The sequence below is a fragment of the Roseomonas sp. CECT 9278 genome (genome assembly GCF_918698155.1).
Lineage (GTDB): Bacteria > Pseudomonadota > Alphaproteobacteria > Acetobacterales > Acetobacteraceae > Neoroseomonas.
The window spans coordinates 56,255-77,243 of record NZ_CAKKLX010000015.1 but is presented as its reverse complement, the minus strand read 5'-3'; the positions used below and the strand labels follow the sequence as shown (position 1 = coordinate 77,243).

General features: G+C 72.2%; 20 protein-coding genes and 1 tRNA gene. 5 read left to right on the top strand and 16 right to left on the bottom strand.

The window, feature by feature from the left end; genetic code table 11:
* Nucleotides 1-70: 70 nt before the first annotated feature.
* Complete coding sequence (locus LQ222_RS12290) at nt 71-736, bottom strand: histidine phosphatase family protein (protein ID WP_230166736.1); 666 nt, start codon at nt 734-736, stop codon at nt 71-73.
* Between the two features lie 135 nt (nt 737-871).
* Here LQ222_RS12290 and LQ222_RS12285 point away from each other — a divergent pair, with 135 nt between their 5' ends.
* The 4 genes from LQ222_RS12285 to LQ222_RS12270 are packed head-to-tail and all read left to right on the top strand — an operon-like array spanning nt 872 to nt 4,669.
* Complete coding sequence (locus tag LQ222_RS12285; RefSeq protein WP_230166733.1) at nt 872-1,594, top strand: TIGR04282 family arsenosugar biosynthesis glycosyltransferase; 723 nt, start codon at nt 872-874, stop codon at nt 1,592-1,594.
* Nucleotides 1,591-2,907 carry a glycosyltransferase 87 family protein gene (locus LQ222_RS12280; RefSeq protein WP_230166730.1) on the top strand — a complete coding sequence of 439 codons (1,317 nt, stop codon included), beginning with the start codon at nt 1,591-1,593 and terminating at the stop codon, nt 2,905-2,907. Before LQ222_RS12285 ends, LQ222_RS12280 begins: the two co-directional genes overlap by 4 nt.
* Complete coding sequence (locus tag LQ222_RS12275; protein WP_230166727.1) at nt 2,904-3,971, top strand: radical SAM protein; 1,068 nt, start codon at nt 2,904-2,906, stop codon at nt 3,969-3,971. The genes LQ222_RS12280 and LQ222_RS12275 overlap by 4 nt, the downstream gene beginning before the upstream one ends.
* On the top strand, nt 3,959-4,669 hold the full coding sequence (locus LQ222_RS12270; protein ID WP_230166724.1) for a glycosyltransferase family 2 protein: 711 nt from the start codon (nt 3,959-3,961) through the stop codon (nt 4,667-4,669). Before LQ222_RS12275 ends, LQ222_RS12270 begins: the two co-directional genes overlap by 13 nt.
* A 2-nt stretch (nt 4,670-4,671) precedes the next feature.
* Here LQ222_RS12270 and LQ222_RS12265 read toward each other — a convergent pair whose 3' ends face one another.
* Genes LQ222_RS12265 through LQ222_RS12235 form a run of 7 tightly spaced genes read right to left on the bottom strand, consistent with a single transcriptional unit; the run spans nt 4,672 to nt 12,417 of the window.
* Entirely contained in the window at nt 4,672-5,316 is a 645-nt protein-coding gene (locus tag LQ222_RS12265) for a hypothetical protein (protein ID WP_230166721.1), read from the bottom strand.
* A gap of 37 nt (nt 5,317-5,353) precedes the next feature.
* A complete protein-coding gene (locus LQ222_RS12260) occupies nt 5,354-6,160 on the bottom strand; it encodes a nucleoside phosphorylase (RefSeq protein ID WP_230166720.1) in 807 nt (268 codons plus the stop codon).
* Nucleotides 6,157-8,463, bottom strand: a complete 2,307-nt coding sequence (gene selD / locus LQ222_RS12255; protein ID WP_230166719.1) for a selenide, water dikinase SelD — start codon at nt 8,461-8,463, stop codon at nt 6,157-6,159. The genes LQ222_RS12260 and selD overlap by 4 nt, the downstream gene beginning before the upstream one ends.
* Nucleotides 8,454-10,001, bottom strand: coding sequence for an ABC transporter permease (locus LQ222_RS12250; protein WP_230166718.1), 1,548 nt, complete (start codon nt 9,999-10,001; stop codon nt 8,454-8,456). Before LQ222_RS12250 ends, selD begins: the two co-directional genes overlap by 10 nt.
* Nucleotides 9,994-10,653, bottom strand: a complete 660-nt coding sequence (locus LQ222_RS12245; protein WP_230166717.1) for an ATP-binding cassette domain-containing protein — start codon at nt 10,651-10,653, stop codon at nt 9,994-9,996. Before LQ222_RS12245 ends, LQ222_RS12250 begins: the two co-directional genes overlap by 8 nt.
* 2 nt (nt 10,654-10,655) lie before the next feature.
* The gene (locus tag LQ222_RS12240) at nt 10,656-11,525 is read right to left on the bottom strand and encodes a putative selenate ABC transporter substrate-binding protein (RefSeq protein WP_230166716.1); all 870 of its coding nucleotides are present in this window, start codon (nt 11,523-11,525) and stop codon (nt 10,656-10,658) included.
* Between the two features lie 49 nt (nt 11,526-11,574).
* A complete protein-coding gene (locus LQ222_RS12235; protein WP_230166715.1) occupies nt 11,575-12,417 on the bottom strand; it encodes a class I SAM-dependent methyltransferase in 843 nt (280 codons plus the stop codon).
* Between the two features lie 31 nt (nt 12,418-12,448).
* Here LQ222_RS12235 and LQ222_RS12230 point away from each other — a divergent pair, with 31 nt between their 5' ends.
* Nucleotides 12,449-13,483 carry a radical SAM protein gene (locus LQ222_RS12230; RefSeq protein WP_230166714.1) on the top strand — a complete coding sequence of 345 codons (1,035 nt, stop codon included), beginning with the start codon at nt 12,449-12,451 and terminating at the stop codon, nt 13,481-13,483.
* A 66-nt stretch (nt 13,484-13,549) separates the two neighbouring features.
* On the opposite strand, the gene LQ222_RS12225 is transcribed toward LQ222_RS12230, so the two are convergent.
* The 8 genes from LQ222_RS12225 to hisD form a co-directional block, all read right to left on the bottom strand.
* Entirely contained in the window at nt 13,550-16,144 is a 2,595-nt protein-coding gene (locus tag LQ222_RS12225) for a molybdopterin-dependent oxidoreductase (protein WP_230166713.1), read from the bottom strand.
* Nucleotides 16,137-16,799, bottom strand: coding sequence for a 4Fe-4S dicluster domain-containing protein (locus LQ222_RS12220; RefSeq protein WP_374202162.1), 663 nt, complete (start codon nt 16,797-16,799; stop codon nt 16,137-16,139). The genes LQ222_RS12225 and LQ222_RS12220 overlap by 8 nt, the downstream gene beginning before the upstream one ends.
* Before the next feature lie 404 nt (nt 16,800-17,203).
* Nucleotides 17,204-17,279 (bottom strand) — tRNA-Phe (locus LQ222_RS12215).
* A 69-nt stretch (nt 17,280-17,348) separates the two neighbouring features.
* Entirely contained in the window at nt 17,349-17,516 is a 168-nt protein-coding gene (locus LQ222_RS12210) for a DNA gyrase inhibitor YacG (protein WP_230166709.1), read from the bottom strand.
* Nucleotides 17,509-18,726 (bottom strand): ribonuclease E/G, encoded by a 1,218-nt coding sequence (locus tag LQ222_RS12205; protein WP_230166707.1) that lies wholly within the window; start codon nt 18,724-18,726, stop codon nt 17,509-17,511. Before LQ222_RS12205 ends, LQ222_RS12210 begins: the two co-directional genes overlap by 8 nt.
* Nucleotides 18,711-19,298: a Maf family nucleotide pyrophosphatase gene (locus LQ222_RS12200; RefSeq protein WP_230166705.1), complete on the bottom strand. Its 588-nt coding sequence runs from the start codon at nt 19,296-19,298 to the stop codon at nt 18,711-18,713. The genes LQ222_RS12205 and LQ222_RS12200 overlap by 16 nt, the downstream gene beginning before the upstream one ends.
* 37 nt (nt 19,299-19,335) lie before the next feature.
* Nucleotides 19,336-19,554: a translation initiation factor IF-1 gene (gene infA, locus LQ222_RS12195; protein WP_230166704.1), complete on the bottom strand. Its 219-nt coding sequence runs from the start codon at nt 19,552-19,554 to the stop codon at nt 19,336-19,338.
* 140 nt (nt 19,555-19,694) lie between these two features.
* A complete protein-coding gene (gene hisD / locus LQ222_RS12190) occupies nt 19,695-20,987 on the bottom strand; it encodes a histidinol dehydrogenase (protein ID WP_230166702.1) in 1,293 nt (430 codons plus the stop codon).
* Nucleotides 20,988-20,989 lie beyond the last annotated feature (2 nt).

Sequence of the window (20,989 nt, the reverse complement as noted above, 5' to 3'; positions counted from 1 at the left end):
GCCTGCTCTGGCGACGCTACGGCAGGCCCGGCGGGGCCGGAAGGGGAATCGCCGCGCCGGCCCGCCACGGTCATTCCAGCTGCATCGCGTCCTGGCGCGTGCCATTCGCCAGCCGAAGCGTGGCGTCCTCCAGCGCGATGACCCCGCGCGGGCAGTCGATGATGCTGATGGATGCGGTCGCTGCCTCGAAGGCATCGAGGCCGGCAAGACCCAGGCCCCGGCAGCGCGCCATGGCCAGGCGCAGCACCGGCTCGTGCGTGACCACCGCCGCCCGGGTCCAGCCCGGCTGCGCGAGGATGGCTGCCAGCGCCTGTTCGACCCGCTGGCCGAATGCGGCGAAGGGCTCGCCGCCGAGGAAGCGCGCGCCGGGCAGTCCTGCATCGCGGTAGGCCTGCCGTACGGCCAGCCGCACCGCCTCGGGCGGTCCTGCCAGGACCTGGCCGGGGCGAAGCTCGTTCAGGCCATCCTCCGTGATCGGCGCCTGGCCGAGGCGCCGGGCCAGGATCCCGGCCGTCTCGACCGCACGCGGCACCGCCGAGGTGACGAGGAGGTCGAGGCGCAGCCCCGCCAGCGCCTCCGCCAGCTCGGCAACCTGCGCGCGCCCGCGCGACGTCAGCGGCGCTGCCCAGGGGTCCGCGCCGGGCCTGGTGGGCGCGGCCTCCCCGTGGCGGAGCAGATAGAGCCGTCGCGTATCCGCGGCTGTCGCGGGCGCTGGTTCGTGGTGTCCTGCCGGCATGGATCGCGCCCCCCGTTCCGCGCCCGCGCGGAAACCGCCGCCGCGTCACGAAAACGACCCGCGACGGCGCCCGGCGGAGTGTAACCTTTCGCGCCACCCCGGCGAACGGGGAAGTCGCCGGAGGGAGTCTCGCGGATGAGCAAGGGCGCAGCGGTCGCGATCGTGTGCAAGACGCCGGGCGTGGGCGGCGGCAAGTCGCGCCTGCGCCCCCTGCTCGGCGCGGAGAGGGTGGCGGAACTGTCGGCCTGCTTCATCCGCGACATCGCCGCCACGCTGGACGGGCTCTCGCCGGCGGTCGGCGGCAGCCGGATTGCGATCTACAGCCCCGCGGGCTCCGAGGATGCGCTGCGGCCCCTGTTGCCGCCCCGCTGGCGGCTGCACTTCCAGCAGGCCGCGACGATCGGCGAGGTGCTGCACGCCAGCACCACCGCCTTCCTGGCCGAGGGCCATGATTGCGCCCTGGTGGTCAACGCCGACAGCCCCACCCTGCCGGCCGGCGTGGTCGAACAGGCGGTGGCGGCGCTGCGCGCCCCCGGCGACCGTGTCGTGTTCGGCCCGGCGAGCGATGGCGGCTACTACCTGATCGGCCTGAAGCGCTCCCACGCCGGCCTGTTCGACGACATCACCTGGAGCACGCCGACCGTGCTGGCGCAAAGCATGGAACGGGCGGCCGGGATCGGCCTGCCGGTCGCGCTGCTGCCGGTCTGGTACGATGTGGACGACGCCGAGACCTTCGGCATCCTGGAGGCGGAGCTGGCCGGGACGCCGCCGGCCTTCGCGCCGCCCGGGGTCGCGGGCGCCGAGCCGATTCACACGCGCGCGCTGCTCGCGGCCGGCCGCGGGGGGCAGGCGGCGTGACGCCTGCGCGGCGGCTGGCGGTGCTGGGCGCGATCGGCGCGGTGCTGGTCGCGACGACATGGGCTGGTCCGTCCGTGCATCTGTCGCTCGGCGACATCGCCTTCACCGCGCTGGTGGTCGGGCAGGGGCTGCTGGTGCTGGTGGCGCTGCGCGTCGCCCTCGGCTGCGCGCCGGGGCCCGCGCTGGCGGTGATCGCGACGGCCGCGGTGGCCATGCGCCTGGTGCTGCTGCCGGTCGCGCCGCATCTGTCGACCGATGCTTATCGCTATGTCTGGGATGGCCGCGTGCAGGCGGCCGGCATCAACCCCTACCGCCACATCCCGAACGACCCGGCGCTGCAGGCGCTGCGCGACGAGGAGATCTTCCCCAACATCAACCGCGCCGACTATGCACCGACCATCTACCCGCCGGCCGCGCAGATGCTGTTCCAGGCGGTGGCGCGGGTCAGCGACAGCCTGCTCGCGATGCGAATCGCGCTCGTGTTGTGCGAGGTGGTGATCGTGGCGGTGCTGCTGTCGCTGCTGCGGCGCATCGGCCAGCCGCCGGTGCGCGTGCTGGCCTATGCGTGGCATCCACTCGCGGTGTGGGAGATCGCCGGCAGCGGGCACCTGGATGCGGCGATGGTCGCGGTGATGATGCTGGGGCTGTGGGTCGCGCTGGTGCCCGGGCGGCGGCTGCTGGCGGCGGCGGTGCTGGCGGTGGCGGCGCTGGTCAAGCCGCCGGCGGCGATCGCGCTGTCGGTCACCTGGCATGCCTGGGACTGGCGCGCGCCCGCGGTCGCCATCGCCGTCGCGGTCGCGCTGTACTTGCCTTATCTTTCGGTCGGCACCGGCGTGCTCGGCTTCCTGCCGGGGTATCTCGGCGAGGAACGCATCGCGACCGCCGAGGGCTTCTGGATGGTGTCCCTGCTGAAGGCGCAGTTCGGTCCGTTGCGCCTGGCGACACCCATCTACCTCGCGATCGCGGCCGGCATCGTGGGCGCGCTGGCGCTGCGTGTCGCGCTGCATCCCGACCGCACGCCCGAAGCCGTGCTGACGCGGCTGGGCTGGGCGGTCTTCGCCTTCGTGTTCCTGCTGTCGCCGGACTATCCCTGGTACTGGCTGATCATGCTGCCCTTCGTCGCGCTGACCGGCTTCGCGCCGGCCTGGGCGGCGACCATTGCCTGCTTCGTGCTCTACGACGTGATCGACGAGGGCTTCGAGGTGGAGTTCCTGCTGCGCGACACGGCGCTGCACCTTGTCATCCTCGCGACCCTTCCCTTCGCGCTGCGCCGCACGCCGCGCCCGCTCGCCGCCCAAGGAGCCACCCCATGAGCACCGTGCTGACCGAACCGCCCCGCATCGACCCGCGCCGCTACCACGAGGCCGTCAGCCCCGATGGGCCGCTGGCGAAGGCGCCGCCGGTCTGCCTGTATCTGGAGACGACGAATCGCTGCAATCTGCTCTGCACGACCTGCCCGCGCACCTATGAGGAGCTGGAACCCCCGGCGGACATGAGCTGGGAGCTGTTCACCAGCATCGTCGACCAGGTGCCCAACATCGCGCGCGTGGTTCTGCACGGCGTGGGCGAGCCGATGCTGGTCAAGGACCTGCCGCGCCAGGTGCGCTACCTGAAGGACCGCGGCGCCTATGTGCTGTTCAACACCAACGGTACGCTGCTGACCGCGCGCAAGGGGCGCGAACTGGCCGAGGCAGGGCTCGATGAGTTGCGCGTCTCGCTCGATGCCGCCGATGCCGCCACCTACCGCCAGGTCCGCGGCAAGGACTTTTTTGCCCGCATCCTGCGCAACGTGCGCGCCTTCACCGAGATGCAGGCGCGCGAGGGGCTGGACAAGCCGCGCGTGTCGATGTGGCTGACCGGCCTGCGCGAGACGATCGAGCAACTTCCCGCCTTCGTGCGCGTGGCGCATGAGGCTGGCGTAAAGGAGGTCCATCTCCAGCGCCTGGTGTTCTTCGAGGACGACGCGATCGGCCATGCGCGGCCCGACCAGGCGCTGTTCGAACGCATGTCGCGCGCGGAGGCGGTGCATATCGAGCAGGCCGAGCAGGTCGCGGCCGGGCTCGGCATGAGCTTCAGCGCATCGGGCGCCGCCAGCGAGCCGGGCATGAGCCTGAAGCGCGAGGCCGATGCCAACCCGTGGTCGCTGTGCCGGCGCCCGTGGTCGGTGATGTACTTCACCGCGAACGGTCGCGCGCTGCCCTGCTGCATCGCGCCCTTCTCGCAGCGCGGCTACGAGAACTACACGCTGGGCGATGCCACGCAGCAGACGCTGAATGAGATCTGGAACAGCGGCGCCTACCAGGATTTCCGCACGGCCCTGCTGTCCGACACGCCGCCCGGCAGTTGCGCGGGCTGCGGGATGCGATGGAGCCTTTGACCAGCGCCATCGCCGCCATCATCCCGTGCCTGGATGAGGAAGCGTCGATCGGCCAGGTGGTAGCGGCGGTGCGCGCGCAGGGCATCGCGACGGTGATCGTGGTGGATGGCGGGTCGCGCGATGCGACCGCGCAGCGCGCGCGGGACGCCGGCGCCACCGTGGTGGAGGAAACGCGGCGCGGCTACGGGCGCGCCGTGCAGTCGGGCATCGCCGCGCTGCCGGCGGAGACCGACGTGGTGCTGTTCCTCGATGGCGATGGCAGCGATCCGCCCGAGCGCATCCCCGATGTGCTGGCGCCGATCCTCGCGGGACGTGCCGACTTCGTGCACGGCACGCGGGTGAAGGGCGAACGCGAACCGGGCGCGCTGTCACCCCAGCAGGTGGCCGCCGGGCGCATCGCGCAGGGGCTGCTGCGGCTGTTCTATGGCGCGCGGTTTTCCGACATGTCCCCCTTTCGCGCGATCCGGCGCGAGGCGCTGGACCGGCTCGGCATGCGCGAGGAGACCTATGGCTGGAACCTCGAGATGCTGATGCGCGTCGCCGCGGCGGGGATTCCGGCGACGGAAGTCGCGGTCGGCCAGCGGCGGCGGATCGGCGGCGTGTCGAAGGTCTCGGGCAATCCGCGCGCGGTGGCGGCGGCGAGCTGGAGCATCGCCACCACCTTCCTGCGCCTGGCCGCCGCGCTGCGCCGCGGCTGAGGCTACGACGCCAGCGCGTGCCAGCGCGCGAGCGCCGGCGGCAGCCTGTTGCCGCGCAGCAGCAGCGCATCGAGGCCGAGGCTGCGCCCCGCCCGGTGCACGATGAACCAGCCCAGCGTGAAGATCATGAACCAGAACAGCCAGGGCCATTCGAAGCTGACGAGATACAGCCCGAGCCAGAGCTGCACCACGAAGCCGATCGCCAGCAGGCTCGACAGCCGCACCGCCAGGCCCAGCATCAGGCTGATGGCGAAGGCCATCTCGCCGAAGAAGGCGACGGCCTGGAACAGCGGCAGCAGCGGCAGCATCACCTCGGACGCCAGGGCGCGATGCCAGCCGAAGGCGGCGTGCTCGGCAATCTGGCCGGTCCAGTGGAAGAAGCCCGGCGACTGCGGAAAGGGCAGCTTCCACAGCGCGCCCTGGAACCACATCGCGCCCATCATGGTGCGCGCGACCCAGGTCCAGAGATCCGCCATGGTCCGCTGCGCCGGATCGGCCCGCCAGTTGATCGCCGCGAGCACCGCGCTGCCCACCAGCAGCGCCCAGAACAGCGCCAGGAGAACATAGCCGAAGACGCCCAGCGCCAGCTGGTCCGGCTGCTGGCCGATCAGGAACTGCCAGGTGTCGGTGAAGGGGTCGGTGCGCATCGGCGTCTCTCCTGATGTCCCGTTCGCGGCGTGCGTCTCAGCCCTGCGGCGGCAAGGCACGAAGCAGGACCGACAGCAGCCGCAGCGCTTCCGCCGCACCCTCCGCCTCGCCCTTCTCGAAGTCTCCTTCGTCCTGGCCCATGGCGTTGGTTACGTGCGCCAGGCACAGCACCCGCCGCGCCGCCGCCGTGGCGAAGGCATAGAGCGCGGCGGCCTCCATCTCGACCGCCAGGCAGCCGGCGGCGCGCGCGGCGCTGATCGCCCCCGCCGTCTCGCGGAAGGGGGCGTCCGTCGTCCAGGTCGCGCCGCGCAGCACGGTGATCTCCGGCGCCTCCGTGGCCAGGCGCGCCGCAACCGCGTCGATCACCGCGGGCTCCGGCATGGTGGCGAAGGCGGAAGGCGGCAGGTAGTGGTGGCTGGTGCCCTCGTCGCGCAGCGCGCGCTCGATCAGCACGAAATGCGGTGCGGCGGGCAGGTCCTCGGCGATGCGGCCGGAGGAGGTGATGCTGAGCAGCGTCGCGCAACCGCTGGCAAAAAGCTGCTCGGCCAGCAGCACGGCGAAGGACGCGCCCACCGCGCGGCCGATCACGCCGACCGGGTGCGCCACGCCGGGCAGGTCGAAGGTGAGCAGTTCGGTATGGTAGCAGGCCCAGCCCGGGTGCGGCCGCGCCCGCCCGGTGCGGACCAGATGCGCGACGATGTCGCCATCGGGGTCGAGCAGGCAGGCCGGCGGCACGGCGATCTCGGGCAGGTGCTTCTGCCGCCGCGCCTCGCGCAGCAGTGCCGCCGGCTGGAAGACCGAGGGGGCGGCATAGTCCTTCGCGTCGAGCAGCGGTGAGGTCATGCGGGCACGGCCTCGCGCGCCGCGTGCGTGGCAGCGGGTTCGCTCGGCACCAGCACGATCGGCTCCAGCGCGTCGGAGCGCGCCAGCACCTGGCCGATCACGGCGGCCTCGGCGTAGCCCGCCGCGCGCAGCGCCGCGACGCAGGCCTCGGCGCGCGCGGCCGGCACGCTCGCGAGCAGCCCGCCCGCCGTCTGCGGGTCGAACAGCAGCGGGTAGTCGGGCAGCGCCTGCGCGACATCGAGGTCGCGCACCGCGCGGCGCAGCCGGACATTCTGCGGCTGCAGGGAAGAAAACACGCCGCGCGCCACGCTCTCGCGCGCACCCTCCAGCACCGGGATGCGGTCCAGCACCAGGCGCGCATCCACCTCGCTCGCGCGCGTCATTTCCACCAGGTGGCCGAGCAGGCCGAAGCCGGTCACGTCGGTCGCCGCCCCCACGCCGTACAGCGCCAGCACCTCGGCCGCGCGGCGGTTGGACGCGCACATGTGGCGGATCGCCGCCTGCACCCAGCGCGCGCGCGCCAGGCCGCGCATGTCGGCCGCCAGCAGCGTGCCGGTGCCGATTGGCTTGGTCAGCACCAGCGCATCGCCGGCGCGCAGCCCGCCCTTGCGCAGGAAGGCGTCGCGCGCGACCAGCCCGTTCAGCGCGAAGCCAAGCGAGAGCTCTGCCCCTTCGCTGGTATGGCCGCCGACCAGCGCGCAGCCGGCATCCCGCAGCACCGCGTTCGCCCCCGCCATCATGGCCGAGAGATCGGCCTCGACCTTCGCCTCCAGCCCATAGGGTACGGTGGCGATGGCAAGCGCGGTCTGCGGTTCCCCGCCCATGGCGTAGATATCCCCGAGCGCGTGGTTGGCCGCGATCATGCCGAAGCGCCAGGGATCGTCCACGATGGCACGGAAGTAGTCCACCGTCTGCACGGACAGGCGTGGCCCGCCGGTATCGACCACCGCCGCATCATCTGGCGCGGCGAGACCGACCCACACCTCCGGCCGCGGGAAGGGCACGATCGCACCCAGCGCGCGCGACAGCACGGTCGCACCCACCTTCGCACCGCAGCCGCCGCAGCGCATGGCGATGGCGGAAATGTCGCGCAGCGCCGCCTTGTCGGCGAGCGGCGAGGCCGGGCCGGTGGCCGCTTCGGGCATCGCCGGCAGGTCGCGGAAGCGGCGCATGAAGCGGCGGTCGATCCAGTCCTTCAGCCGCCAGGCCCAGGCGCCGCCCGCGACGCGCCCGTTGCGCGTGCCGATGGCATGGGGCGCGCCGGTCGAAACCAGATACAGCGCGTCGCGCTGCGGCTTGTAGGGACGCAGCGCGGTGCCGGTCAGCGTGGCGCGGATGTTGTCGGCCAGCACAGGCCCGGCGCGCACGGCATAGACGCCCGATCGCGGGATGGGTTCGGGGTCGAAGGCGATGGTGTCGCCGGCGGCAAACACGTCCTCGTGCCCGATGGCGCGCAGCATCGCGTCCACCCGCAGGAAGCCGCGCGGGTCGAGCGCAAGGCCGGTCTGCGGCAGCCAGTCGGCGGGCGCGGCCTGCGTGGTCCAGAGCACATCATCCGCGGCGATGCGACGGCCATCGGCGAGCACGACGCCGCCCGCTTCGACAGCACCGACGCGCGCGCCGGTCTCGACCGCGATGCCGCGCGCAGCGAACACCGCGCGGAAGCGCGCCCGGAAGGCGTCGGGGAAGCCCGACAGGATGTCGTCGCCGCCGGCCAGCAGGGTGAAGCGCAGCGACGCGCCATCGCCGCCGGCAGCGGCCAGGTCGCGGCGCAGGCGGTGTTCGGCCGCGAGCAGCAGTTCCACACCGCCGGCGCCGGCACCCACCAGCAGCACATGGCGCGAACGGCCGGCCAGCACGCGCGCGCGCAGCGCATCGAAGCGCGGCAGGAAGCTGTCGATCGGCTTGACCGGCAGCGCGTGCTCCGCCGCACCCGGCACATCCGCGGTATTGGGGCGCGACCCGATGTCGAGCGAGACCAGGTCGTAGGGTACCGGCGGGCGGTCGCGGCAGATCACGCGTCGTCCCGCGACATCGAGGCCCACGGCCTCGTCCTGGTACAGCCGCGCGCCGGCGAAGCGCGCCAGCGGGCCGGTGTCGATATGGATATCGTCGGCCGTGTAGTGGCCCGCGACATGGCCGGGCAGCATGCCCGAATAGGGCGTGTCCACCTCCCGCGTGATGAGCGTGAGGCGCACGCCCGGCAGCGGCTTCATGCCGAAGTTCCGCAGCACCGCGACATGCGCGTGGCCGGCACCCACCAGCACCACGTCCTTCACCACCGGGCCGGCATTCATGCGCATGCGCGCGTTCCTTTCGCATCACTCGCGGCGACGGAAAGCCGCACCGGCCGGTCCTCGATGCGCAACCGCCGGCGCAGGCCCCGCGACAGCGCGTCGATGCCCAGCGAGAGCGCCCCGGTGCACACGATCAGCACCACCGCGGTATCCAGCCTGAGCTCGGCGATCGCGGCATCGATGAAGTAGCCGAGCGTGAGCACCCCCAGGATGCCGAAGATCGCGCTTTCCCGCACGATGATCTCCCACCGGTACAGCGCATAGGCCAGGAACTGGCCATAGAGCCGCGGCAGCGTCTCGTAGAAATACAGATTCATCCCGCGCGGTGCATCCGCGCGGTAGGCCAGCGCATCGGCGTGGCGGCCGAGCAGGTAGCCGATGATCCCGCCATTGTGCAGCGCAAGTGCTACCGCCGCCGGCAGCATGGACGGCCCCAGCGTCTGCAGCAGCACATAGGCCAGCATGTATTCGGGCGTGGAGCGCAGCACCACCAGCAGCACGCGCCCGAAGGGCCGGCCCATCAGGCCCGCGAAGCGGCGGCACACCAGCGGGAACAGCACCAGGGCCAGGATGCCGCTCGCCACCAGCGCGACCTGCGAGAGCACCAGCGTATTCACCAGCCCCGGCAGCGCCTGGTCGCGCAGGATCGGCAGCAGCCAGGCGCCGAGCGCGGACCAGGTTGCGAACTCCGTCAGGTCCGCCCCGCGCAGCGGCCGCGGGACAATGTCATTGCCCAGGAAGCGCGACAGGTTCTGCCACAGGCTGTCGCCATGCAGCGGTTCGGTCAGCAGCATCAGTGCCGCGATGCTGCCCGCGATCAGGAAGGGCACCGTCGCCGGGCGCACCCACAGCCGGCGCGTGCCGATCAGCACATAGAACACCGCGACGAAGGCGGCGGCTTCCGCGTAGCGGCCCTGGCGGAAATAGCTTTCCAGCTCGAACCCCATGGTCGGCAGGCCGATGAAGCCCAGCACCAGCGTCGAGCGCATGCCGCATTCCAGCCGGTACAGCGCATAGGTCCCGAACGGCCCGGCCAGCACCGGGATGCGCGCATAGGCGAAGCGCGAGATCACCCCCGTGCCGGCCGGCAGCACCCGGTCGGCGCTGAGGTCGGCTTCCTCGATGATCTCCGAGAACACCTTGGCGAAGATGCCGGCATAGGGGATGGCGATGGCCAGGATGCCGGTCATGGGCGAGATCCCCGCCACCTGCATCAGCAGCAAAGCCCAGAACAATTCGTGCACCGATCGCAGCCCGGCGGCCAGCGCGCGCACCGCGCCGAAGCGGTGGAACACCAGCGCGAGCAGCAGCCCCGCCGTTGCACCCAGCGACACGCCCAGCACCGCGAAGGCCACCGTGAGCGCCACGGAACGCCCGGCCACCGCCGCCCAATCCGGCCACAGGATGCCGGCCAGCAGCCGGCGCATCTCCGCCCAGGGATCGAGTGCCGAGACCGCCATGTCGGCGGCGAACAGCGCCACCACCGCGGCCACGAGGAACCAGCGCGTCGCGCTGGCGTAGCCCAGGCGTGCCGGCTCAGCCATAGAAGGGCAACAGGTCGCCGGTGGTCAGGTTCGCCGCCGGCGCATCGAGCACGATGCGCCCGGCATCCATCACCAGGATGCGCTGCGCATGCGCCAGCGCCAGGCCGATATCGTGCATCGCCAGCACCATGGTGCCGTGCCGCGTGGATAGCCGCCGCAGCACCTCGGCCCCCTGCAGGCGGTCCAGTGCCGAGACCGGCTCGTCGCCGATCACCACCGGCCGGCCATTGTACAGCGCGCGCGCCACCGAGACACGCTGCTGCTGCCCGCCCGACAGCGCGCCGGCGCGGCGGAACAGGTAGTCCTCCATGCCGACGCCATCCAGCACGCCGCGCACCGCCGCCACCTCCGCACGCATCGGGAAGGCCAGCATCCGCAGGTTGCGCCAGGCCGAATGCCGGTCGAGCCGGCCCATATAGACATTGTGGAAAACGCTAAGCGTGCCGACCAGCGCCGCCGCCTGCGGGATCAGCGCCGCATCCTCGCTCAGGCGCTGATGGATCAGGCTCAGCAGCGTGGATTTGCCCGCGCCGGATCGCCCCAGCACGGCAACGTGTTCGCCCGCGCGCAGCGTCAGGTCGAGCCCATGCAGCACCGCACGGCCGGCATAGCCCGCCGTGGCGTCCCGCAATTCCAGCAGCGCGGACGCCACGGTCAGTCCAGCACGCCAAGCGCGCGCGCGGCGGCCTCCATCGGCGCGTAGTCCCCATTCGAGGCCGGGATGAAGCGCGAGCGCGGGAAGATCTCGAGGATCGCGCGGTCGTCGACCGCCAGCAGCGCCGCGCGCACCTTTTCCTTGAAGCCGGCGCCGAAGCGCTGGTCCACATCGCCGCGGATCGTCCAGTTGTAGTTGGGGAAGCGCGGCGTCTGCCAGATCACCCGCACCTTGGTGCCGTCAACGCGCTCGAGCCGGCTTTCCAGGTCGAAGACGGTGAAGTCGAGCGCACCCACGTCGAAGGCGCCGGACTGCACCACCTGGATGGTGCGCGAATGGTCGCCGGAGAACCCCACGCGGGAAAACACCTGGTCCGGCGCGCGGCCGAAATGCTGGCGGATGAAGTGCTCGGGCATGACGCGACCCGAGGTCGATGCGCGCGAGCCGAAGCTGAAGCTGCGCCCGGCGATGCCGGCGGGGAAGTCCTCGGACCGCGTCAGCCCGGTCGAGACATTGGCGATGAAGTAGCTGAAGAAGGCGGCGTCCTCGGCCCCCTGGACGATCGCCTCGGACCCCGGCACGGCGCGGCGCGCCTGGCTGCTGGTCAGCCCGCCGAACCAGGCGAGCTGCACCTGGTTGTTGGTGAAGGCGGTGACCGCGGCGGCGTAGCTTTTCACCGGCGCATACTGGACCGGCACGCCCAGCGTGCGTTCGAGGTACACGACGACGCGGCGGAAGCGTTCCACCAGGCGCGTCTCGTCCTGGTCGGGGATGGCGGTGAAGACCAGCCGGGCGGGGGCCTGCGCCAGGGCAGGCCGGGCCAGGGCAGCTCCGGCGAGCAGGGTGAGCAGGGGGCGGCGGGCTTGCATGGCGTGTCTCCCAGAGGTCACGCGGGCTTCGCCGGAGGGTGAAGAAAGGTTACGCCCGGGTCGCGACAGCGATCTGCGCCACGGCGCCGAGGGCGACCGGCCCGTGGCCCTGGTCGGCTTCGAGGGCCGCCGCGAAGGCCTCCTCCACCGCGGCCCGGTCGGGCCCGAGCCCGCCCAGCAGCGCCGCCATGCCCGGTGCGAAGTCGAGCACGGCGGCGAGTGCGCGGGCCGAATCCGCGCGCAGCGGCGCCTCAACCCGCGTGACCGAGGGCGCGCCGAACCCGCCGGCCACCATCAGCGCCGCCAGCGCGTCGGGGTCGGTGTAGCGCAGCTGCGCGGGCACCGGTCCGGGCGGTGGCGGGGCGCCGCGCACCCGCTCTACCGCCGTCCAGAGCCGTGTCGCGAGTTCATAGCGGCCCGGCTCGGTCCAGGTCACCACCGCGATCCGCCCGCCGGGGCGCAGGACGCGGTGCAGGTCGCGCAGCGCCGGCACCGGATCGGGCAGGATCACCACGCCGAAGCAGGACAGCGCGGCGTCGAAGGCCGCATCCGGCCGCGGCAGGGGCAGCCGGGCATCGACCTGCTCCGCCACGATCGAAGCGCCCGCCGCGCGCGCGCTGATGCGCGTAACCATTGCGGCGGATGCGTCGAATGCGGTCACATGCGCGCCGCGCGCGGCGGCCTGCAAAGCCGCGCCGCCCGCACCGGCGGCGAGGTCCAGCAAAGCCGCGCCGGCGATCGGCTCGATCAGGTCCAGCGCCTGGGCGGCAAAGGCATCCGTGAGGCGTTCGAAGACCGCCTCGTAGGATGCCGCGTGCCGGTCCCAGCGCGCGATGTCCTGGTCGGGTTGCAGGGGCTGGGGGTCGGCGGAAGGGAATGGCGGATGCATCATCAAATCGTAGCCTCGGCGGGGAGCGCGGACCATGACCGTTGAAAGTCTGGCGGCCACGGAACGGCGCTTCGCGCTCGGGCTCGGCCTGACCAATGAATGCAACCTCGCTTGCGCCTTCTGCTACCGGGACCCGACGCGGACCGACCGGCTGGGGCTCGACCAGGTGCGATCGGTGCTGGACCGGCTGCCGGTGCGCTCGGTCAACCTCGGCACCGGCGAGAACGGCATGCATCCGGAATTCCGCGACATGTTGGGCTATTTCCGCAGCCAGCCGCTGAAGCTGACCATCACCTCCAACGGGCATTCGATCGAGGTGCTGGACGATGCCGAACTGCGCAGCTTCGCCGATGTGGAATTCTCGCTCGACTACCCGACGCGCGAGGAACAGGACGCCCAGCGCGGCGCCGGCAACTGGGACCTGATCCAGCGCCAGGCGCGCCGCTGCCGTGACCTCGGCGTGGGTGTCACCATCATCGCGGTGATGATGCGCAGCAACTACCTGCGCCTGGCCGAGATCGCCGAGGTCGCGGCCGCCTTCGACGCGCCGCTGCGGCTGAACGTGTACCAGTCGGTGCGCAGCGACAGCTACGCGCTGACCTATGAGGAATACTGGGACGGCTTCGCGAAGCTGTTCGCCGAGACCGATGCCATCGCCGTCGGCGAACCGCTGGTGCGCGCCATGGCGGGGCTGCCGCCGCGCCAGGGCGGCTGCGGCGTGGCCACGGTGCGCGTGACGCCGCGCGCGACGGTGCAGCCCTGCGTGTATTGGCCCGGTGGCGGCGCGCCGCTCGACCTGCTGCTGGGCACCGGGCCGGCCATCACCGAAAGCGCGCCCTTCGTCGCCGCGCGATCGGTGCCGCCGGCCTGCGAGCCCTGCGCGCATCGCGCCACCTGCGGCGGCGGCTGCGCCGGGCGGCGGCGGCTGATGGAGGCGCTGGACGACCCCGACCCCTATTGCCCGGTGGTGCGCGGGGATGACCGGCGGCTGCAGATCCGCATGGCGCCGCTGCGCGACCTGCCGAAGCTGGAAAGCGCCTGCACGACCATCGTCGTCGCGCGGCGCTGAGGCCGCAAGCAGGCTTGGCGCCCGGCGTTCTCGCGCCGGGCGCAGGGCTTGCGCCGCGCCGGCGCGTCAGACCTTCCGCACCTCGCAGACCGTATCGTACCAGGCCTGCATGCCGACCAGCGGCGAAGGCTGCACCGGCAGGATGCCGTTGATGTTGTGCCCGGCGCCGCTGCCGCCGCGCGCCGGGTCCCACCAGATGTTCGACCGGTAGTCATTGTGGTCCGCCGCCGCCGGCGCAACGCGCGAGGGTGGCTCGGCGGGCTCGCCGCCGCGCGCGGTGGCGGCGCGCCCGCCGAAGGCCTGGCCGAGGCTGTTGGACATCGCGAGCACCCGCGGATGGATGCCCTCGGTCACGATCACCGGCACCACCGCGCTGCCGAGCTTCTCGCCATCCGCCCGATAGGTCGCGCCGCGCGGGCGGAAGGTGGTGACCTCGACATGGTCGCCGGTGCGGATGCCGAGCGCGGCGGCCGTCGCGGTGTTCATCCACAGCGGGTTGTCGTGCACGATCTCGCTCAGGTAGCGCTGCGGGGCGGTGCGCGCCTGGGTGTGCACATTCCACTTGAAGCTGACCAGGTGGAAGCGGTCCGCCGGCATGTCCTGGTGCGACGGGATCGGGATGAAGCGCGGCCAGCCGTCATCCGGCCAACCCACTGCCGCGCCTGCGTCGACCACGTCCTGCGCGCGCACCTGGAACTTGCGCGAGGGTGTGAGGAAGCCGCGGCGCGGCTTGCCCTCGGCATGAATGCCGATGACGCGTTCGCGCCCGTCGGGCCCCGCCTTGTGATAGAGCCGCGTCGCCGGGTCGAGGCGCGCGCCGGCGAGCTCGGCCGGCGTCAGCTCCCAGCGGAACAGCTCGTAGAACGGGTCCTGGTCGCGATCGACCCAGACGCCGACCTCGCGCATGTAGTCCCAGCCATTGCGGCCATCCGGCGCCGTCCAGCGCGAACAGCGCAGGCGCATCTGTTCCTCGTGGTCGGCGAAGGGGTAGTAGCGCGCGACATCCGGGCCGAGCCGCTTGGCCACCTGGATCAGCACATCGGCGAAGCTGCGTGCCTCGGCCGGCGGCGCCTGCAGCGGCTGGCGCAGCACGACATAGCGGCGCAGCGCGAAGTTGTTGCGCGTGTCGAAGCCCCAGCGCTCGGTATAGGCGGCATCGGGCAGCAGCAGGTCGGCGTAGTGCGCGGTCTCGGAGTAGACGACATCCGAGCACGCATGGAAGCCGATCTTGGCCTCGTCGCGCAGCACATCGACGGCAAGCGAGCGGCCCTCCGGCCAGGTCGTCGGCGAACCGAGGGTGTAGCTGATATAGACCTGGAGCTTCGCCCTTTCGTCGCGCAGATAGGCATAGACCAGCTGCCCCACGCGCATGCGCTGCCACTTGTTGGCGAGCGGGTACTCCGGCGGATTCTCGAGCACGCTTTGGCGTTGCGGGCGCGGCGGCAGCGGCGCGACATCGGCGAAGATGGCCGGGATGCGCGGTTCCTCGGTATAGGTGAAGCCGCCCTTGCGCCCGACGGACCCAACCAGGGCGTTGAGCAGGATGACGGCGCGGCCGCTGTGGAAGCCGTTGTAATGCGCTTCCGTGCCGCGGTTGGTCATCGCGAAGCACGCCGGGGCGGCGGCGGCGAATTCGAGCGCCAGGCGGCGAATATCCTCGGCCGCCACGCCCGACAGCGCGGCCGCCCATTCGGGCGTGTAGGACGCATAGAACGCGGTCAGTTCGGCCGCGGGCACGTTGATCCAGGTATCGATGAAGTCCTGGTCCTGCCGACCCGCCGCGAGGATGACGTGGCCCATCGCCAGCGCGATGGCGCCTTCGGTGCCCGGCGTGCAGGTGAACCATTCGTCGCTGCGCCCGGCGGTATTGGACAGCCGGACGTCGAAGGTCACGAGCTTGGCGCCGTTGTCGAAGCGCCCCTGGACGACGCGCCGCGCGAGGTGGATGGCGCCCTGGTGCGCCTCGTAGAAGTTCGAGCCGAAGTTCAGGATGTACTTCGTGTTGGCGGCGTCCGGCGTTTCCCAGTCGGTCTCGCCGATCGAGACGTAGTTGGCCGCGCGCTTGGCCGAGGAACACAATGCGCGATGGTTCAGCTGCGTCGGTGAGCCGATCGCGCCCAGGAAGCGGCCGATCTCGGCGCCGATCCGCGAGCGGCCGATATGGATCGCGACCTCCTCCGGCACGCCGGCATCCATCGCGGCGCGGATGCGGGTGGCGAGTTCGGCATAGGCCTCGTCCCAGCTGATCCGCCGCCACAGCCCTTCGCCGCGCGCGCCGACGCGCCGCAGCGGATAGAGCAGGCGCTCGGGGTAGCTCGCGACCAGCGGCCCGGCCTGGCCCTTCGCACACAGCACCGAACCGTTGTTGGGATCCGCCGGATTGCCGGAGACCTTCACCAGCTTGCCGTCGACGACGGTGCCGATGATGCCGCAGACGGTCGAGCAGTTCAGGCAGGCCGAGGGGATGCGCCGCGCGCGCGCGTAGTCGATGCGCCGGCTGCCGCGGCCGGAATCCGGCCCGTCGGAGGTGATGATGGACCGTGCCACGGCTTCGCCCGGGCGCAGGCGGATCATCTCGCCGAGCTGCAAGCCGGCGAGGGCGGCGATGCCGTGCTTGAGCACGGCGCGGCGGGAGGGCGATGCCGGGCGGCGGTCAACCATGGGGCTTGGGCTCCGGGTCGAGCGAGGCCCATGTCTCCATCTCGTAGGATTCAGGGACATGGTTGCGGCCGTGCGGGATTTTCTGCGCGATCTCGGGGTGGTGGCCGCGATAGCCCACCGCGGGCCGCGTGCCTTCCTCGGGCTTCAGCCCGCGCACCTCGTTGCCATGGCGGGCGAGGAACAGGCTGACAGGGCTGGCCGGGTCGTTGGCGTCGCCGAACACGAGCACCTCGGCCGGGCAGGTCTCGACGCAGGCCGGTTGCATCCCGTGCGCGAGGCGGTTGCTGCAGAAGTCGCACTTGACCGCGCCGACATCCTTGGCGGCGAAGATCGCGCCATAGGGGCAGGCCCGTTCGCACAGGCCGATGCCGTCGCATTTTTCCTCGATGATGCGGACGATGCCATCGGCGCCGCGCACGATCGCCTCGGTGGGGCAGGCCTTCAGGCAGGGCGCGTCCTCGCACTGCATGCACAGTGTCGGCAGGAAGTGGCGCTTGACCTGCGGATAGCGGCCTTCGTCGTAGTAGTAGACCTTGGTGCGGAACATGCCGAGCGGCACGTCGTGCTCGACCTTGCATGCCACGGAACATGCGTGGCAGCCGATGCATCGCTCGACATCCACCGCCATTTTCCAGTTGGGTCGACGTCCCGTCATCGTTGTCCCCGCGCTGGTTCCTGAACAGGTTCGCGCGGAGGCTGCCGCAGGTTACGCGGCGGTCATGATGCGTTGTTGCTGCGGTTCGGCGGGCGGGTTGGGCACGCGCGTTCGGGCGCGCTGCGGGGCATCGCGCGCTGGCCCGCGCGCGCGCGCCCCGCTTGGCATCCGTGATGCGCGCGGCTGTCCCGCAAGGGCTGTCGGACCGCAGGAAGCGCGATGCCGTTCAGGCTTCGGGGGAGACGCGCCAATCACCGGACATGGGATGGCGGATCAGCGAGGCGACGTCGCACCGGCGCGATGGGGGGGCATGCGAACCCGCGCAGGGCTGGGAATGGTGCGGTTGAGCGGAACGAAATCGCAGCGGCGCGATGGATTGGTGGGCGGCATCGCGCGGGAGGAAGTGGTGCCCAGGGCCGGAATCGAACCAGCGACACTGCGATTTTCAGTCGCATGCTCTACCAACTGAGCTACCTGGGCCCATGGCGCCCTGACAGGCACCGGAGAGGCCGCGGGAAATAGCCGAGCCCGCGCGGCCTGTCCAGCCGTTCAGTCCTCGGTCTGCTCCGGCGGGGCCGCCGGGATGGCGTAGCTCTCGGTCAGCCAGCGGCCGAGATCCACCTGCGCGCAGCGTTCCGAACAGAAGGGCCGCGTCGCTTCCGCCGCGACACGGCGGCAGATCGGGCAGCGCAGCGTGGGGCGCGGGGCGTCAGCCATGAGGCGCGTCCTCGATGGCGGGCAGCGTCGCGGTCGCGTCGGGCAGCAGGACCAGCGCGACGCCGGCCGCGGCGGTGAAGGCCGCCAGCGCGCCGGGCTCGGCCTCGATCGCCGCCAGCACCGCGGGCGTGGCGCGCAGCGCCAGGCGCCGGCCGGGCCGTGCCGCGGCCTCCCGCGCGGCGCGGCGCAACGCCGCCAGGCCGCGCGTGAGCGCCGATTCCGGCCAGCCCAGCACCTCGTGCAGCGGCGGATGGACGCGCTCGCGCACCAGTTCCGCCATGCCGAGCTTCGTGAAGCCCAGCAGCCGCACCATCGGGTCCGCTGCCAGCGCCGCCTTCAGCGGTTCGTCGAGGGCCGCGCGCCGGCGCGGCGACAGCCCCGCGAAATCCACCAGGATCGGCCCGGCCAGGTTGCGCGCGCGGATCTGCCGCGCGAGCACCGGCAGCGCCGCCAGGTTCAGCGCCGCCACCGCGCCCGACCCGCGCGCCCCGGCCGCGCTGCCGGCATCCATGTCGATCGCGACCAGCGCGGGCGTGGGGTGGATCAGCAGGCGGCCGCCGCCGGGCAGCGCGACCGTCGGCCCGGCGAGCTCATCGAAGGCGGCTTCCAGCGTGTCGTCGAAGGCGGGGTGGTGCTGGTGGCGGACGCGGTCCCCGAACCGGCCGCGCAGGGCAGCGGCGGATGCCAGGTCGTCGACGATGATCGCCGCCCTGGCGTGCCGCAGCGCGAGGCGTGTCGCGGCATCCGCGCCGCGCGCGACCAGCCGCGGCGCGCCGTGCGGGGCCGCGGCGACGCGCGCGAACTCATCGGGTGTCAGCCGTGCCGAGACGCGCGGGCCCTTGCCGCCCTGGGCCGCGCGGGAGACGCGCAGCGGCAGGATCATGCCCTCGTTCACCGCCTGCGCGATGGGGCGGCGCGTGTCGCCCGATTCGCTTTCCGGCAGGAAGCCGGTTTCGCCACCGGCCAGCGCGACGAAGGCGCCGGCCATCGCGGGCGCCACGGCGGTGACGCGGCCGCGCTGGAGGTCGCCGACGCCGTCCGGATGCGCGGCGCGCTCGACCCAGGCCTCGGTGACGATGCCGCCTTGCAGGAGGGCGGTGCGGACCTCGCCGGGGGAGACGCTGACGAGGATGGTCGCGCCGGAAGGCGCGCCCGTGGAACTCGCGCCGGAAGGCGCGCCCGTCGACGCCGTGTCTATGGCCGCAGCCATCCGATTCCCCGCAGCAACTGCGCTGTCTCGAACAGCGGCAGCCCCACCACGTTGGAATGGCTGCCGGACAGGAACCGGATGAAGGATTCCGCCGCGCCCTGGATGGCGTAGCCGCCGGCCTTGCCGCGCCATTCGCCGCCCGCCAGGTAGGCATCGACCTGCTGTCCGGTCAGGCGCTGGAAGGTCACGGCACTTTCCACCACGCGCTGCAGCCGGCGCCCGTCGGGCAGCGCCAGCACCACCGCGGTCAGCACGCGATGGCGCCGGCCAGACACCATCGCCAGGCAGTCGCGCGCCTGCGCCTCGGTCTCGGCCTTGGGCAGGATGCGGCGACCCACCCCGACCACGGTGTCGGCCGCCAGCACGACTGCATCGGGGGCCTGCGCGGCGGCAGCCTCGGCCTTCGCGAGAGCCAGGCGCAGGGCATGTGGGCGCGGGACCTCGCGCCTGCCGGGTGTCTCGTCGATGTTGGTGGCGACGACCCTGTCGGGAACGATCCCGAGGCGGGCAAGCAGGTCGAGGCGCCGGGGACTGGCGCTCGCCAGCACCAGCGCCGGGCGCTGGTCCGGCATGGCGTGCGCTACCTCGGGCGGCCGAGCCGCAGGCCGGTCACTTGAACCGGAACGTGATGCGGCCCTTGGTCAGGTCGTAGGGCGTCATCTCGACATTCACGCGGTCGCCGGCCAGCACGCGGATGCGGTTCTTGCGCATCTTGCCGCTGGTATGCGCGAGCACGAGGTGCTCGTTGTCCAGCTTCACGCGGAACATGGCGTTGGGGAGAAGTTCAACGACCTGGCCGCTGAACTCGATCATGTCTTCCTTCGACATCTGGCCTCGTGTTTTGGGGCGCGCAACGCGCAGGGGGTGACGCAGCGCGAGGACGCGCCGCCGGAAATCGGCCGGAAGATGGTCCCGCAGCCGCGCCGGGTCAAGCGCGGCGCGGCGCCGCGTGCCGCGCGGAAGCTGGATCAGCCGCCCAGGCGCAAGGCCACGCTGCGCGCGTGGGCGGTCAGGCCCTCGGCCTCCGCGAGCGCCACAGCCGCCGGGCCCACCGCCGCCAGTGCCGCCTCGTCCGCCGCGACCCAGGTGGTGCGCTTGAGGAAGTCGAACACCGACAGGCCCGAGGCGAAGCGCGCCGTGCGCCCGGTGGGCAGGACATGGTTCGGCCCGGCGACGTAGTCGCCCACCGCCTCGGGGCAGAAGCGGCCGAGGAACACCGCGCCGGCATGTCGCACCTGCGCGAGCAGCGCATGCGGTTCATCGACCATGAGTTGCAGGTGCTCCGGCGCCAGCCGGTTGGTCAGCGCGGCCGCTTCCGCCAGGTCCCGCACCAGGATGATGGCGCCGTGGCGGTTCCACGATTCGCCGGCGATGGTGGCGCGCGGCAGGTGGCGCAGCTCGGCCAGCACCGCGGCGGCGACAGCCTCGGCCAGCGCGGCGTCGGGTGTGATCAGGATGGATTGCGCGCTCTCGTCGTGCTCGGCCTGGGCCAGCAGGTCGACCGCGACATGGCGCGGGTCGCAGGCGGCATCGGCGATCACCACCACCTCGGACGGGCCGGCAATGGAATCGATGCCGACGCGGCCGAAGACCTGGCGCTTGGCCTCGGCGACATAGGCATTGCCGGGGCCGACGATGCGATCGACCGGGGCGATGGATTCCGTGCCCCAGGCCATGGCGGCGATCGCCTGGGCGCCGCCGACGCGGAAGATCTCGTCGACGCCGGCGCGCTTGGCGGCGGCCAGCACCAGGGGGTTCAGCGCGCCGCCGGGGGTGGGCACGCACATCGCGATCCGCGCGACGCCGGCGACGCGCGCCGGGATCGCGTTCATCAGCACCGAGGACGGGTAGGCCGCCTTGCCGCCCGGCACGTAGATGCCGACCGCGTCGAGCGCGCCCCAGCGCATGCCGAGCGTCAGCCCGGCCGCGTCCGTCATCCGGATGTCCTGCGGCATCTGGGCGCGGTGAAACGCCTCGATGCGCTCGGCGGCGAGGTTCAGCGCGGCGCGCCGCTCGGTGTCGATCGAGGCATCGGCCGCGTCGATCTCGGCGGCGGTGACGCGCAGCGCGGCGGCATCGGCGGGCGTCCAGCCGTCATAGTGGGCGGTATTGTCGAGCAGCGCCTGGTCGCCCAGCGCGCGGACCTCGCCGATGATGCCCCAGACCACGCCATCGACCTTGGCGGTGGTCTCGCGCGCCTCGTCGAGCAGGGCGGCGAAGTCGGCCTCGAAGCCCGCGGTGCGCGTGTCGAGCTGCTTCATGC